This window comes from Streptomyces sp. NPDC040432 (assembly GCF_055595445.1).
Genome location: NZ_JBVIVP010000017.1, coordinates 1 through 14,469, shown reverse-complemented (window position 1 = coordinate 14,469; position 14,469 = coordinate 1). Strand labels below are relative to the sequence as shown.

General features: G+C 70.5%; 12 protein-coding genes. 8 read left to right on the top strand and 4 right to left on the bottom strand.

Features of this window, described 5'->3' with window-relative positions:
* Positions 1-15 precede the first annotated feature (15 nt).
* The 3 genes from gltX to ACZ58N_RS27975 form a co-directional block, all read right to left on the bottom strand.
* The gene (gltX, locus tag ACZ58N_RS27985; protein WP_471165208.1) at positions 16-1,491 is read right to left on the bottom strand and encodes a glutamate--tRNA ligase; all 1,476 of its coding nucleotides are present in this window, start codon (positions 1,489-1,491) and stop codon (positions 16-18) included.
* The gene (locus ACZ58N_RS27980) at positions 1,484-2,290 is read right to left on the bottom strand and encodes a fumarylacetoacetate hydrolase family protein (protein ID WP_471165206.1); all 807 of its coding nucleotides are present in this window, start codon (positions 2,288-2,290) and stop codon (positions 1,484-1,486) included. The genes gltX and ACZ58N_RS27980 overlap by 8 nt, the downstream gene beginning before the upstream one ends.
* A gap of 97 nt (positions 2,291-2,387) precedes the next feature.
* Positions 2,388-2,576, bottom strand: a complete 189-nt coding sequence (locus ACZ58N_RS27975) for a hypothetical protein (protein WP_393713403.1) — start codon at positions 2,574-2,576, stop codon at positions 2,388-2,390.
* Between the two features lie 581 nt (positions 2,577-3,157).
* Here ACZ58N_RS27975 and ACZ58N_RS27970 point away from each other — a divergent pair.
* From ACZ58N_RS27970 to ACZ58N_RS27935, 8 genes are all read left to right on the top strand, one after another.
* On the top strand, positions 3,158-6,931 hold the full coding sequence (locus ACZ58N_RS27970) for a nitrate- and nitrite sensing domain-containing protein (RefSeq protein WP_471165202.1): 3,774 nt from the start codon (positions 3,158-3,160) through the stop codon (positions 6,929-6,931).
* Between the two features lie 9 nt (positions 6,932-6,940).
* The gene (locus tag ACZ58N_RS27965; RefSeq protein WP_008739864.1) at positions 6,941-7,354 is read left to right on the top strand and encodes a roadblock/LC7 domain-containing protein; all 414 of its coding nucleotides are present in this window, start codon (positions 6,941-6,943) and stop codon (positions 7,352-7,354) included.
* Between the two features lie 152 nt (positions 7,355-7,506).
* Positions 7,507-7,899 (top strand): DUF742 domain-containing protein, encoded by a 393-nt coding sequence (locus ACZ58N_RS27960; protein WP_007266775.1) that lies wholly within the window; start codon positions 7,507-7,509, stop codon positions 7,897-7,899.
* Positions 7,880-8,464: a GTP-binding protein gene (locus ACZ58N_RS27955; protein ID WP_100660867.1), complete on the top strand. Its 585-nt coding sequence runs from the start codon at positions 7,880-7,882 to the stop codon at positions 8,462-8,464. The genes ACZ58N_RS27960 and ACZ58N_RS27955 overlap by 20 nt, the downstream gene beginning before the upstream one ends.
* A gap of 292 nt (positions 8,465-8,756) precedes the next feature.
* Positions 8,757-11,945 carry a sensor histidine kinase gene (locus ACZ58N_RS27950; protein ID WP_471165198.1) on the top strand — a complete coding sequence of 1,063 codons (3,189 nt, stop codon included), beginning with the start codon at positions 8,757-8,759 and terminating at the stop codon, positions 11,943-11,945.
* A 10-nt stretch (positions 11,946-11,955) separates the two neighbouring features.
* Positions 11,956-12,369: a roadblock/LC7 domain-containing protein gene (locus ACZ58N_RS27945; RefSeq protein ID WP_030037347.1), complete on the top strand. Its 414-nt coding sequence runs from the start codon at positions 11,956-11,958 to the stop codon at positions 12,367-12,369.
* 93 nt (positions 12,370-12,462) lie between these two features.
* Positions 12,463-13,023 carry a DUF742 domain-containing protein gene (locus ACZ58N_RS27940; protein WP_471165196.1) on the top strand — a complete coding sequence of 187 codons (561 nt, stop codon included), beginning with the start codon at positions 12,463-12,465 and terminating at the stop codon, positions 13,021-13,023.
* Positions 13,004-13,597 carry a GTP-binding protein gene (locus tag ACZ58N_RS27935; RefSeq protein WP_319192543.1) on the top strand — a complete coding sequence of 198 codons (594 nt, stop codon included), beginning with the start codon at positions 13,004-13,006 and terminating at the stop codon, positions 13,595-13,597. Before ACZ58N_RS27940 ends, ACZ58N_RS27935 begins: the two co-directional genes overlap by 20 nt.
* A 549-nt stretch (positions 13,598-14,146) precedes the next feature.
* On the opposite strand, the gene ACZ58N_RS27930 is transcribed toward ACZ58N_RS27935, so the two are convergent.
* Positions 14,147-14,341: an acyl-CoA carboxylase subunit epsilon gene (locus tag ACZ58N_RS27930; RefSeq protein ID WP_471165193.1), complete on the bottom strand. Its 195-nt coding sequence runs from the start codon at positions 14,339-14,341 to the stop codon at positions 14,147-14,149.
* Positions 14,342-14,469 lie beyond the last annotated feature (128 nt).

The window sequence follows — 14,469 nt, the reverse complement described above, 5'->3', positions numbered from 1 at the left end:
ACGGGGTGGTGCGGGTCAGGCGTCGAGCTTGGCCAGGGTGGCGTCGATGCGGGCCAGCGAGCGCTCCTTGCCCAGGATCTCCAGGGACTCGAAGAGCGGCAGGCCGACGGTGCGGCCGGTGACGGCGACGCGGACGGGGGCCTGGGCCTTGCCGAGCTTGAGGCCGTGGGCCTCGCCGGCGGTCAGGACGGCCTGCTTGAGGGCCTCCGGGTCGGACCAGTCGGCCGTCTCCAGGTTGGCGCGGGCCGTGGTCAGGAGGGCCGCGGGCTCGCCCTTCATCGCCTTGTCCCAGGACGCCTGGTCCTCGACGGGCTCCTTGCGGAAGAGGAAGTCCACGTTCGCGGTGATGTCCGACAGGACGGTGACGCGGGTCTGGGCGTGCGGGGCGATGCGGGCCCAGGCCTCGGCGTCGAAGTCCTCGGGCGCCCAGTTGGCGTGCGGGGCCGCGAGCCAGGGGGCGCAGGCGTCCGCGAAGGCCTTGGGGTCCAGCTGCCGGATGTGGTCGGCGTTGATCGCCTCGGCCTTCTTGAGGTCGAAGCGGGCCGGGTTGGCGTTGACGTCCGGGATGTCGAACTTCGCCACCATCTCCTCGATCGAGAAGATGTCCTGGTCCTTGGAGAAGGACCAGCCGAGGAGCGAGAGGTAGTTCAGCAGGCCCTCGGGCAGGAAGCCGCGCTCGCGGTAGAGGTTGAGCGAGGATTCCGGGTCGCGCTTGGAGAGCTTCTTGTTGCCCTCGCCCATCACGTACGGCAGGTGGCCGAACTCGGGGACGCCCTTGGCGACGCCCAGCTCGATCAGTGCCCGGTAGAGCGCGATCTGGCGGGGGGTGGAGGACAGCAGGTCCTCGCCGCGCAGGACGTGGGTGATCTCCATCAGCGCGTCGTCGACCGGGTTGACCAGGGTGTACAGCGGGGCGCCGTTGGCCCGGACGATGCCGAAGTCCGGCACGTTCTCCGGGGTGACGGAGATCTCGCCGCGCACCAGGTCCGTGAAGGTGATGGTCTCGTCGGGCATCCGGAAGCGGACGATCGAGGCGCGGCCCTCGGTCTCGTACGCGGCCTTCTGCTCGGCGGTGAGGTCGCGGCAGTGGCCGTCGTAGCCGGAGGGCTTGCCGGCCGCGCGGGCGGCGTCGCGGCGGCGGTCGAGCTCCTCGGTGGTGCAGTAGCAGCTGTAGGCGTGGCCGCCGTCCTGGAGCTTCTTCGCGACGTCCGCGTAGATGTCCATGCGCTGGGACTGGCGGTACGGAGCGTGCGGGCCGCCGATCTCGGGGCCCTCGTCCCAGGTGAAGCCGAGCCAGCGCAGCGAGTCGAGCAGCTGCTCGTAGGACTCCTCCGAGTCGCGGGCCGCGTCGGTGTCCTCGATGCGGAAGACGAACGTGCCGCCGTGGTGGCGCGCGAACGCCCAGTTGAACAGGGCGGTGCGGACCAGGCCCACGTGGGGGTTGCCGGTCGGGGAGGGACAGAAACGTACGCGGACAGGTCCGTTAACCACGCTTGATCACCTTGTTGGTGAGAGTGCCGATGCCTTCGATGGTGACGGCGACCTCGTCGCCGACGTTGAGGGGGCCGACTCCGGCCGGGGTCCCCGTGAGGATGACGTCGCCCGGGAGCAGCGTCATGGCCTCGCTGATGTGCACGATGAGGTCCTCGATGGAGCGGACCATGTCGCTGGTGCGGCCGAGCTGGCGCTGTTGGCCGTTGACGGTGCACTGGATGGTCAGGTCGCTCGGGTCGAGGTCGGTCTCGATCCAGGGGCCGAGGGGGCAGGAGCTGTCGAAGCCCTTGGCCCGGGCCCACTGCTTCTCCCGCTGCTGCACGTCGCGGGCGGTGACGTCGTTGGCGCAGGTGTAGCCGAGGATCACGTCCTTGACGCGCTCCTTCGGGACCTCGCGGCACATGCGGCCGATGACCACGGCGAGTTCCGCCTCGTGGTGCAGGTCCTGCGAGAAGGAGGGGTACGTGATGGGGTCGCCGGAGCCGACCACCGAGGTGGAGGGCTTGAAGAAGGTGAGGGGCGGTTCGAGACGGCCCTGCTCGTCCGCGACGGAGTTCCCGAGCTCCGCCGCGTGCTCCGCGTAGTTGCGGCCGACGGCCACGACCTTGTTCGGGAGCACGGGCGGCAGCAGCCGGACCTTGGCGAGCGGGACCTTCGTGCCGGAGAGCTCGAAGTCCGCGAACGGGATGCCCTTGATGATGTCGAGGACGAGCTCGCCCCCGGCGCCGGGGGCGGCGTCGCCCTCGACCGCGCCGAAGGCGACGTTGCCGTCGATCGAGAACCTGGCGATGCGCACGTGTTGCGTCTGCCCCTCTGTATGTCCGCTGGCTGGAGTCTGCGGACTCCAGGCTAACGCGGTGGGAGGGGCCGTTCGGCGCTCCGTGCCCGGGGGACTACGGCGCGGCGACGGCGACCGGGGCGTCCATCAGGACGGTGCGACGGGGGTTGGCCGTCTGGGCCGGCAGCTCGACGGAGTGCTCCGGGGTGGCCGGGGCCGCCTGCAACTCCTCGGCGTCCTTGAGGTGCGCGAGGGTGGTGCGACGGGGGTTGGCTATGTTGCGGAACATCATCGTCGTCTTCATCGGAGTCCGGGGTCCTCGGTTCGGTCGTGGTGGGTGATGGTTGTCGGATGCGCCAACCCTGGCGCCAACCCTTCAATGGGCAAGGCTAAACATCTGAATCCCCGGCTGAACCGGGAAGTAATGGCCACGACCGTGTGAGTTTGCTCACCAATGACCGGGCATTCCCGGCAAACCGGACGGCCAACTCCGCCCGGCCAAACGGACATTGCGCCACTGAATGCGTCATTCCGCTCCTGATCATCAGGACTGGGACACCTTGCCAGACGGAAGCTTTGATTGGCGTAAGTCCGGTTCGTCCCGGTAGTGGTTCCACATGGCGTAGTGCTCCTGTCACGTGCCGTGACGGGCTCGCCGAGGCGACACGCGCACCTTGTTGGAGATCCCCCACTGTGCTGGAATTCGCGGGACCGCCGCGGGAATCAGCCGGCGCGCAGGTGGCGCGAGACAGCGCCGAGCGCGGTGGCACGGAGAGGGAGACGCGCCGGTCACCGACGACCACCATGGGGCCGTCAGTGCCCCAAGACTCGACACCGTCCCACCGGTCACCCGGCGGGACGCCTGGTCCAGAGGTTGCGACGCTAGTGCAGGGACGATTCAAGAGGGATGGCAGCGCTGCGGCGGAGCAGGAGCCGCGCGGCGGGACCGACCGTGGCTCCTCGCCCCAGCACGCCCAGAACCGCGGGCCGGCTGTCGAAGGAGCGGGACCTGACGCCTCCGCTTCGGCGAAGGCGAAGGGCCGCGGCAAGTCGGGCAAGCCCGGCAAGGCCCTGAAGGCCAGGCCGAAGGGCAAGCTCGACGCGCCCCAGCCGGCGATCGAGGCGATACCGAAGGCCCCCAGTGGGCCCGGTTCCCGTCTCGCCATGCAGAACTGGCGCATCAGCACGCGACTGGTGTCGCTGCTGACCCTGCCGGTCGTCGCCGCCACCACGCTCGGTGGCTTCCGCATCAACGACTCGATGAACGACATCTCGCAGCTGGAGCACATGCAGCTGCTGACGACGATGACCCGGCAGGCCACCAACCTGGCCGCCATGCTCCAGGAGGAGCGGGACAAGTCGGCCGGTCCGATGTCCGTCCTCAAGGACGGCAAGACCAACAGCCTCGTCGAGGGCGTCCGCGACCAGACCGACGCCGCCGCCATCGCGTTCACCGCGGCGACGGAGAAGGTCAACGAGACCCAGGACCAGGACGAGACCCTCAAGTCGATCCGCAACAACATCCTGCAGATCGCACGCCAGCTCACCGGCATCGAGGACATCCGCAAGAAGGCGTACGCCAACGGCGCCCAGCAGACCGTCACCGAGTACAACGCGCTGATCACCTCCCTCCTCTCCCTCTCGCAGGACATGGCCCAGGCCACGTCCAGCCCCGAGATGATCAAGCGCACCCGCGCCCTCGCGGCCTTCTCCTCCGCCAAGGAGTACGCCTCCATCCAGCGCGCGGTCATCGCCGCCTCGCTCCCCGAGAGCAGCACCCAGCCGGGCAAGCTGGAGGAGAACGACCGCCTCTACGCGCTCTCCGCCCTCCGCGGTGAGAGCCAGTCCCGGAAGGCCTTCGACGTGGCCTACCAGGGCAAGGCGGAGGACCTCCTCGCCTCGCTCGGCGACGGCAACTCGGAGATCGGCGCCGCGGACCACTACGCCCGCCGCGTCCTGACCACCCCGGGACAGCTCGGCAAGGAGAAGAACCGGTCCTGGATGGACTGGTACGACGCCGACGACACCAAGCTCCAGGCGATGAAGGTCATCGAGCTGACCCTGCTCGAAGACATGGAGCAGAAGGCCCGCGAGCTCAAGAACGAGTCGCAGCAGGACGCCATCATCAACGGTGCCCTGATCCTCCTCGTCCTCGGTGTCTCCCTCGTCGGCGCCTTCGTCATGGCCCGGTCGATGATCCGCTCGCTGCGCCGCCTGCAGGACACCGCGACGCGCGTCGCCCAGGACCGTCTGCCCGAGCTCGTCAAGCAGCTCTCCGAGTCGGACCCGCAGGACGTGGACACCTCCGTGGAGTCCGTCGGTCTGCACACCCGCGACGAGATCGGCCAGGTGGCCGCGGCCTTCGACGACGTGCACCGCGAGGCCGTCCGCCTCGCCGCCGAGCAGGCCCTCCTCCGGGGCAACGTCAACGCGATGTTCACCAACCTCTCGCGCCGCTCGCAGGGCCTCATCCAGCGTCAGCTCTCGCTCATCTCCGAACTGGAGTCCCGCGAGGCCGACCCGGACCAGCTGTCCTCGCTCTTCAAGCTCGACCACCTCGCGACCCGCATGCGCCGTAACGGCGAAAACCTCCTCGTCCTCGCGGGCGAGGAGCCGGGTCGCCGGTGGACCCGTCCCGTCCCGCTCGTCGACGTGCTCCGCGCCGCGGCGTCCGAGGTGGAGCAGTACGAGCGCATCGAACTCTCGTCGGTGCCCGGCACCGACGTCGCCGGCCGCGTCGTCAACGACCTCGTCCACCTGCTCGCCGAGCTGCTGGAGAACGCCACCTCGTTCTCCTCCCCGCAGACCAAGGTGAAGGTGACCGGTCACGCGCTGCCCGACGGCCGCGTGCTCGTCGAGATCCACGACACCGGCATCGGCCTCTCCCCCGAGGACCTGGCCGCGATCAACGAGCGCCTCGCGGCGCCGCCGACCGTGGACGTCTCCGTCTCCCGCCGCATGGGCCTGTTCGTGGTCGGCCGCCTGTCCCTGCGACACGGCATCCGCATCCAGCTGCGCCCCTCCGACTCGGGCGGTACGACGGCCCTCGTCATGCTGCCGGTCGACGTCGCCCAGGGCGGCAAGAAGCCGGCTCCGATGCCGGGCCAGGGCGGCCCGGGATCGCAGGGCAACGCGGGTGGCCCCGGCGGCCCCGCCGGTCAGGCCTCCGTGCCCGGTGCGGGCGCGCGTCCCCCCGTCGGCGCCGGTCCGCAGCGCGGTCACGTCGCCGGTGGCGGACCGCGCCCCGCGCTGTCCGGTCAGGGCGGTGGCCCCGGTCAGCAGCAGCGTCCCCAGGGACAGGGCCCGGGTCAGGGTCCCGGTCAGGGCCAGGGGCCCCAGGGCGGTCGCCCGCAGCAGGGTGGCCCCTCGGCTCCGACCGGCCAGGGTCAGGCGGCCTTCGGCAGCGGTGCCCCGCTGCCGTCGCGCGGCCAGACCGGTGGCCCGCAGGCCCGCCCGGCGGCGCCCCAGCCGTCCGGCCCCGGCGCGTTCGCCCAGGGCAACGGCTTCGAGCGGCCGCAGCAGGGCCATCAGCAGCCGCAGCAGGGCCAGCAGGCGCAGCAGGGCGGCCAGCAGCAGCCCGGGCAGCAGCAGTCGCAGCAGCCGCCCGCCGCCCCCGTCCAGCGCAAGCGGCCCCAGCTGCCGCCGCGCGGTGGCGCCCCCCGTGCGGAGCTTCCGGGTTCGAGCGGCTCGCCCGCCGGTATCCCGCAGGCCACCAGCTGGGGTTCCGGCCAGGGCGGCCACGAGGTCCCGCGCGGCCACGACGAGCTCTCGGGCCCCGGCTCGACCTCCGAGTTCGCCCGCCCGGACTACAACGCCCCGTACCCGCCCCAGGCGACCGGCGGCAACCCTGCCAACAGCACGACCGGACAGTTCGAGCGTCCCGACGTACGGGGTCCCCAGGACCCGTCCACCACGGGCCAGTTCGAGCGCCCGCAGCTGGGCGGCCCGCTGGACCCGGCCTCGACCGGCCAGTTCGCCCGTCCGGTCGCGCCCCAGCAGCCGGCGCCGCGGACCGGTGGTCCGGGCGTCGGTGGCTACGGCCAGGACCAGCAGCCCGGCGGCTACGCGCCGGCGCCCGTCCCGGTTCCGCGTCCCGACGCACCCCGGCTGCCCCAGGCCCACCAGCCCGAGGCCCTGCCGCCGGCGCCGGCGCAGCCGACGGGCGGCCCGGGCCGCAGCCCGATCTTCGACACCCTGGAGTCGAACTGGTTCCGCGAGGAGGGCGAGCAGCCCGCCGCGCAGGCACCGGCCGTACCCCAGCAGCCTCAGCAGCACCAGCAGCAGCCGCAGGCCCAGCGCGGCCAGGAGCTCGCCGCCGAGCCGGCCGCCGCGGTGACCGGCAGCACGCCGACGGTCAGCTGGCGCTCCTCCCCCAACGACGAGCTGATGCGGCAGGCCGAGCGCGTCCGTCAGCCCGCCGCCGGAGGCATCACGACGTCGGGGCTGCCCCGCCGGGTACCGCGGGCGAACCTCGTGGCCGGCACCGCGCAGCAGCAGGCCGAAGCCCAGGCGGGCCCGCAGGTCTCACGTGCTCCGGACGACGTCCGTGGCCGTCTCACCAACCTCCGACGCGGTATCCAGCAGGGGCGCCAGGCCGGCACCACCGGCCCCGCGACCGGCAGTTACCACATCGACCCCACTTACCAGCAGGAGCGTTAGTTGAGTTCGATGAGCCAGGCGGCACAGAACCTGAACTGGTTGATCACCAACTTCGTGGACAACACCCCCGGGGTGTCCCACACGGTGGTGGTTTCCGCCGACGGACTCCTTCTGGCGATGTCCGAAGGATTCCCCCGTGACCGCGCCGATCAGCTGGCGGCCGTGGCCTCCGGTCTGACGTCGCTGACCGCCGGTGCCTCCCGGATCTTCGAGGGTGGCGCCGTCAACCAGACCGTCGTGGAGATGGACCGCGGGTTCCTCTTCCTCATGTCCGTCTCGGACGGCTCCTCGCTGGCCGTACTCGCCCACCCCGAGTGCGACATCGGCCTCGTGGGCTACGAAATGGCCCTCCTCGTGGACCGCGCGGGCAGTGTCCTCACCCCGGACCTGCGCGCCGAGCTTCAGGGAAGCCTGCTCATCTGACTGCACATCCCCCGGCCGGACGGTACTTCCGGTCGGGGGAGCCGGGACCCCACCCCCGGTACCCAGTACCCCCGCCAGGCCGTCATCACGTCCCCCCACCGGCCGCCCCGTCAGACGGCACGCTGACCACTGCTGTCCAGCCCGGAGGATCAATGACCCCGCCCCCCGCCTATCCCGATGCGTACGGAGATTCGTACTCGGAAGGCGACCAGCCGCTGGTACGTCCGTACGCGATGACCGGTGGTCGGACCCGTCCGCGCTACCAGCTCGCCATCGAGGCGCTGGTCAGCACCACGGCCGATCCGATGCACCTCTCCGGTCTGCTGCCGGAACACCAGCGCATCTGCACGCTCTGCCGCGAGGTGAAGTCGGTCGCGGAGGTCTCCGCACTGCTGTCGATGCCGCTCGGTGTCGCCCGGATCCTCGTCGCCGACCTGGCGGAGGCCGGAATGGTGGCCATCCACCAGCCGGGCAATGGAGAGGCCGGCGGAACGCCGGATGTAACGCTGCTCGAGAGGGTTCTCAGTGGACTTCGCAAGCTCTGACGCCGGAGCGGCTCCCCGCTCCACCACCTCCGCGAAGATCGTGGTGGCGGGCGGCTTCGGCGTGGGCAAGACCACGTTCGTCGGCGCGGTCTCCGAGATCAACCCGCTGCGTACGGAGGCCGTCATGACGTCCGCGAGCGCGGGCATCGACGACCTCACCCACACCGGTGACAAGACGACCACCACGGTCGCCATGGACTTCGGCCGCATCACCCTGGACCAGGACCTGATCCTGTACCTCTTCGGTACCCCCGGTCAGGACCGCTTCTGGTTCATGTGGGACGACCTGGTCCGCGGCGCCATCGGCGCGATCGTGCTGGTCGACACGCGGCGCCTGGCGGACTGCTTCCCGGCGGTGGACTACTTCGAGAACAGCGGCCTGCCGTTCGTCGTGGCCCTCAACGGCTTCGAGGGGCACCAGCCCTACACGCCGGAGGAAGTCCGCGAGGCCCTGCAGATCGGCCCGGACGCCCCCATCATCACCACCGACGCCCGTCACCGCGCGGACGCGAAGAGCGCGCTCATCACGCTCGTCGAGCACGCGCTGATGGCCCGCCTGAAGTAACACGTTTCGTCATGCCGTGCGCCGGGGCGGGTTGTGTCTTACGACACGACCCGCCCCTGTCGTTCATAACGTTTCGACAGAGAATTATCGGCCCGTGCGCACAGGGTGCGTTCACCCGGTGCCGCTGCGCGCACGACCGGCCCCGTTTTTGCCGCAGCTCGCTCTTTATGTCCGGTTTACGTGGGGCTTAAGTCTCTGTGAATCGCCGATTTCAACTGTTTGGAACACGGCCGTCAACCGTGCTGGAATTCAACGAACTAGCTAGTAGCACCGCCGAGAGGTTGTTGGTCGAGTGAGGCGAAGCAACTCGAGCCCCGCGGATGAACCCGCGCGCGGCAACTTCACCCCGCCGCCGCGCGCGGCCACGTCATCCGTCGACGTGCCCGTGGACCCACCCACGAGCGGCGGTAGCACCAGCAAGCTGTCCCCCCGCAACTGGCGCGTGCCGACCCGTCTGAACGCCATCCTCCTCGTACCCGTCCTCGTCGGACTGGTCATGGGCGGCTTCCAGGTCAAGGGTTCGGTCGACAGCTGGAACGAGGCGAAGGACGCGGAGCAGACCGCGCGCATCGTCCAGGCCGCGGCCGAGTACGGCCAGGCGCTCCTCAACGAGCGCGACCTGACCGCCGAGCCGCTCCTCAAGGGCGACCGCAACAGCGACGTCGTGTCGAAGGCGTACGCCGCCACCGACGCCGCCAAGGCCAAGTTCGCGACGGCCGCGAAGGACCTGCCCGCGAAGCAGGGCCTGGAGCGCCGCCTGGAGCTCTTCCGCCAGGAGGAGCCGAAGCTGGAGCAGGTCCGCAAGACCGCCTACGCCGTCCCCGAGTCGGCGAAGAAGAACCTCCCGGCCTCGGCGGGCCCCATCCCGACCGAAGAGGGGTACGTGCTGGTCCAGCACTACCTCATGCAGTTCTCGAACGAGCTCGGGCTCGGCACCGGCAACGTCACCAGCTACGGCCGCATGGTCTACGCGCTCGAACTGGCGAAGGCCGCGAACTCCCTCCAGCGCTCGGTCGGCACGCACCTGCTGGTGCGTCCGAACGAGAGCGAGGAGATCCGCAAGGCCCAGCTCGTCGCCTTCTCCTCCTACGCCTACCTCGAAGAGATAGCCATCGGCGAGTACGTCGCCGCCGGTACCGACGAGGACACGAACCGGCTCAAGGAGGTCATGGGCAAGAAGTCCCAGGAGGGCGCCGCCAAGCTCGCGCAGGCCAAGCAGGCCGCCGAGCAGTCCGGTGCCGTCTTCAAGGCTCCGCCCGTGGTCAACGGCTCCCCGCTGATCGGCATGACCGAGGCGATAGCCGGCGGCGACAAGAACACGAAGCTGGCCCAGAACGGCACGACGCCGGCGGCCTGGCAGGCCGCCGCCACCGCGAAGTTCGACGGCTACGCCGAGATCGAGAAGGAACTCCTCGAAAAGGCCGTCGACGACGCCGTGGCGGTGTCCGACGAATCCCGCGGTGACGCCATCCTGACCGGTGCGATCGTGGTCGTGGCCCTGCTCGCCGCCTTCATCCTGGCCGGCATGATGGCCCGCCAGATGGGCCGCGCGATGCGCCACCTGCGCAGCTCGGCCTTCGACATCGCCGAGCAGCGCCTGCCGATGCTCGTCGACCAGCTCTCGCGGACCGACCCGGGCAAGGTCGACACCCGCGTCGCGCCGATCCCGATCAACTCCCAGGACGAGATCGGCGAGGTCGCCCGCGCCTTCGACCAGGTCCACCGGGAAGCGGTCCGGCTCGCCGCCGAGCAGGCCCTCCTGCGAGGGAACGTCAACGCGATCTTCACGAACCTCTCCATGCGCAACCAGTCGCTGATCGAGGGCCAGCTGACCCTCATCACCGACCTGGAGAACAACGAGGCCGACCCGGACCAGCTGGAGAACCTCTTCCGCCTGGACCACCTGGCCACCCGCATGCGCCGCAACGGCGAGAACCTGCTCATCCTCGCGGGTGAGAACCCGGGCCGCCGCTGGGACCAGCCGGTGCCCCTCGTCGACGTCCTGCGCGCCGCCTCCTCCGAGGTGGAGCAGTACGAGCGCATCGAGCTCTCCGGCGTCTCCGAGGCCGAGATCCACGGCCAGGCCGTGACCGACCTCGTGCACCTGCTCGCCGAGCTGTTGGAGAACGCCACCACGTTCTCCTCCCCGCAGACCAAGGTCCGCGTCAACGCCACGCGTCTGCCCGACGGCCGCGTCATGGTCGAGATCCACGACAAGGGCATCGGCCTCACCGCCGAGGACTTCGCGGACATCAACCACAAGCTGGCCAACCCGCCGACCGTGGACGCCGCGATCTCGCAGCGCATGGGTCTGTTCGTGGTCGGCCGGCTGGCGGACCGGCACAGCATCCGCGTCCAGCTGCGCCCCTCGGGCGAGGCCGCGGGCACCACTTCGCTGGTCATGCTCCCGGACGCCATCACCCACGGTGGCGGTGGCGAGGGCGTCCCGGACGACGACTTCACGGTCTCCTCGATCATTCCGGAGCAGAAGTCCCAGCTGGCCGCTCCGCTGCGGACCGCGGCCGAACTCGGCTTCGACGACTCGGCGTACGACCGCCAGGGCGACCGGAACGCCGACGCGGCCCCTGCGGACCCGATGGTGCGGTCCCTGGGCCGCGAGGACCGCCGGGCCGCGCTGGAGGCTCAGGTCGGCTACCCGCAGGGGCAGTCCGAGTACCCGGCGCAGGAGTATCCGGAACCTCAGCCGGAACACGGCTACCAGCCGTACCAGGGCTATGAGGAACCGGCCGCGCAGACCTACGAGAACGGCTACGAGGCTCCGCAGCAGCAGCAGGGCTACGAGGCGTACCCGGACCAGGCATATGCCTATCCGGAGGTCGGCTACCAGGACCCCCAGCAGTCCGCCCCGTCGTACGAGGGTGGCTACGAGGACCAGTCCCAGCAGGGCGAGTGGCCCCAGCAGAACACCTATTCGGCCTCCTACCAGCAGAGCTACGGGACCGAATCGGAATCGCCGTCCGCTCCCGAACCGGCCGCGGAGCGCGTAGGCTTCGACCGTCCGGGCGCCGCTGCCGACACCGGTCACCAAATGACCGGAGCGGGCCTGCCGCGACGCGGCAGCCAGCAGCAGTGGCAGCCGGCGAAGCAGGAAGCGGAGTCCACCGGATCTCTCTTCGAGCAGCGGCCGCAGCGTCAGCAGCAGCCCGCCGAACCGAAGCGGGCCCCGGAGGAAACCGAAGGCACCGAGGCCTGGCGCTCGACGAACGACGAGCGCTGGCAACAGGCCGGCAAGCTCCGTGAGCCGAAGGCGGGCGGGGTCACCCCGTCCGGTCTCCCTCGGCGGGTGCCCAAGGCCAACCTGGTCGAGGGCGCTGCGGAGACGACCCCGCAGGGCGGCCCCCAGGTCTCCCGCGCACCGGAGGACGTCCGCGGCAGGTTGAGCAACCTGCGGCGGGGTGTCCAACAGGGACGCAGCGCGGGATCCGAGCAGTCAAGTAACAGCTATGACCAGGAGCGTTAGTGTGAGCCCGATGAGCCAGGCGGCACAGAACCTGAACTGGTTGATCACCAACTTCGTGGACAACACCCCAGGGGTGTCCCACACGGTGGTGGTCTCCGCCGACGGCCTTCTTCTGGCGATGTCCGACGGATTCCCGCGCGACCGCGCCGATCAGCTGGCGGCCGTGGCCTCCGGTCTGACGTCGCTGACCGCCGGAGCCTCCCGGATCTTCGAGGGTGGCGCCGTCAACCAGACCGTCGTGGAGATGGACCGCGGGTTCCTCTTCCTCATGTCCGTGTCGGACGGTTCCTCGCTCGCGGTGCTCGCGCACCCCGAGTGCGACATCGGCCTCGTGGGCTACGAGATGGCCCTCCTCGTGGACCGGGCGGGCAGTGTCCTCACCCCGGACCTGCGTGCGGAGCTCCAGGGAAGTCTTCTCAACTAGCAAACAAGCAGTGCGTTTCGCGTCACCGCACCATAGGGTGCGGTGGCGCGGTTCCACAGGGAGTACTGCGTTCTTGGAGTCGGAGGAGGAAACGTGACAACACCCGGAGGACATCCCTATGGCGGCGCGCAGCAGCCGCAGGGTGGGCACGACCAGAACCGCTTCAACTTTCCCTCCGCTCCCAGCCGGCCCGTGCCGGAGCACAACCCGTACCAGCAGTACGGCCAGCCCCAGCAGCCGCAGCAGCCCCCGCAGGGTCACCGGCCCTCGCAGGGTCCCATGCGGTCCTCGCAGCCCCCGGCTCCGAAGGCGCACAACCCGCTGGTCCGTCCGTACGCCATGACCGGCGGCCGTACGCGGCCGCGTTACCAGCTCGCCATCGAGGCGCTGGTCAGTACCACGGCCGATCCCGCGCGGTTGCAAGGGCAGTTGCCCGAGCACCAGCGCATCTGCCGCCTGTGCCAGGAGATCAAATCCGTCGCGGAGATCTCGGCACTTCTCTCCATTCCTCTTGGTGTCGCCCGAATCCTCGTCGCCGACCTGGCGGAGGCGGGCCTTGTCGCCATTCACCAGCCCGGCGGCGACGAGTCTGCCGGCGGCCAGCCAGATGTGACACTGCTCGAAAGGGTGCTCAGTGGACTTCGCAAGCTCTAACGGAGGTTCTGCCGGAGGAGCACCGCGCTCCACCACCTCCGCGAAGATCGTGGTGGCGGGCGGCTTCGGCGTGGGCAAGACCACGTTCGTCGGCGCGGTCTCCGAGATCAACCCGCTGCGCACCGAAGCCGTCATGACGTCCGCGAGCGCGGGCATCGACGACCTCACCCACACCGGTGACAAGACGACCACCACGGTCGCCATGGACTTCGGCCGCATCACCCTGGACCAGGACCTGATCCTGTACCTCTTCGGTACCCCCGGTCAGGACCGCTTCTGGTTCATGTGGGACGACCTGGTCCGCGGCGCCATCGGCGCCGTCGTCCTCGTGGACACCCGCCGCCTGGCGGACTGCTTCCCCGCGGTGGACTACTTCGAGAACAGCGGCCTGCCGTTCGTGATCGCGCTCAACGGCTTCGACGGGCACCAGCCGTACACGCCGGAGGAAGTCCGCGAGGCCCTGCAGATCGGCCCGGACGCCCCCATCATCACCACCGACGCCCGTCACCGCGGTGACGCGAAGAGCGCGCTCATCACGCTCGTCGAGCACGCGCTGATGGCCCGCCTGCGGTAGGCGATCCGCTCGTCGTTCACCCGGGACGCCGGGAACCCCTGGAGGGTTCTCGGCGTTCTGTCGTTCTGCCGCACGGGCGGACGTGGGCGTCGTCGGCGCCGCGGGGGTCGATCCGGTGTCCCCGTGGTTCGAGCCGGGCAGGCGTGCGCACAGGGCCCGCCGCCCCGGCACCGGAGCTGATTCGCCTCCGTACGGCGGGACTTCGCCTCCGCGCGGGGCGGGATTTCGTCACCAGCCGCGCCCCGAGCGGCAGTTCGAGGGTATGCGCGTGTCGTTGCGGCATGCGGGAGGCCGCCGTGGCGTCCCGACTCCCGGGCCAAGTCGTCGGTCGGGTCCGCGCGTTCACGGGCCGGTGCCGCAAGGGCTCCCCGGGGAGGTCGAGTTCGAAGCCGAGGACCGGAGCGGTTCCCGGCGCGCTCGACCGACGGGCCGCGGCCGGATCGGTGCCGAACGGCCGACGGCCGCCCGCCGCCCCCGACCCGGTGCCGAGGGGCACGGAGGTCGTGGGCGGCCGGGCGGCCGTCGGGTGGAACGGGTGCGTGCTGCGGGTCAGCGCCAGCTGTGGGGGGCCTGGAAGCCCCGGCTGCGCTCCAGGCGGCGCCAGCCGGCCGGAGCGCGGGGGATGCTGACGGCCTCGGGGGTCGCGGCGGCGCGGGCGAGCAGGATCGCGGTGATCGCGGCCAGCTCCTCGGGCTCGGCGTTGCCCTTCTCGACCTTCAGCAGGGTGTCGGTGGCGATGCTCATCGGTGGCATGTCTCCTTCGTTTACTGCGGCGGGTTGCCGTGCTTGCGCGACGGCAGGTCGGCGTGCTTGGTGCGGAGCATCGCGAGGGCGCTCGCGAGGACCTCGCGGGTCTCGGCGGGATCGATGAC

Excerpts from the sequence above, each read along its gene's own strand:
- ACZ58N_RS27975 (WP_393713403.1), bottom strand. The coding sequence starts at position 2,576 with ATGAAGACGACGATGATGTTCCGCAACATAGCCAACCCCCGTCGCACC.
- ACZ58N_RS27965 (WP_008739864.1), top strand. The coding sequence starts at position 6,941 with ATGAGCCAGGCGGCACAGAACCTGAACTGGTTGATCACCAACTTCGTG.
- ACZ58N_RS27960 (WP_007266775.1), top strand. The coding sequence starts at position 7,507 with ATGACCCCGCCCCCCGCCTATCCCGATGCGTACGGAGATTCGTACTCG.
- ACZ58N_RS27945 (WP_030037347.1), top strand. The coding sequence starts at position 11,956 with ATGAGCCAGGCGGCACAGAACCTGAACTGGTTGATCACCAACTTCGTG.
- ACZ58N_RS27930 (WP_471165193.1), bottom strand. The coding sequence starts at position 14,341 with ATGAGCATCGCCACCGACACCCTGCTGAAGGTCGAGAAGGGCAACGCC.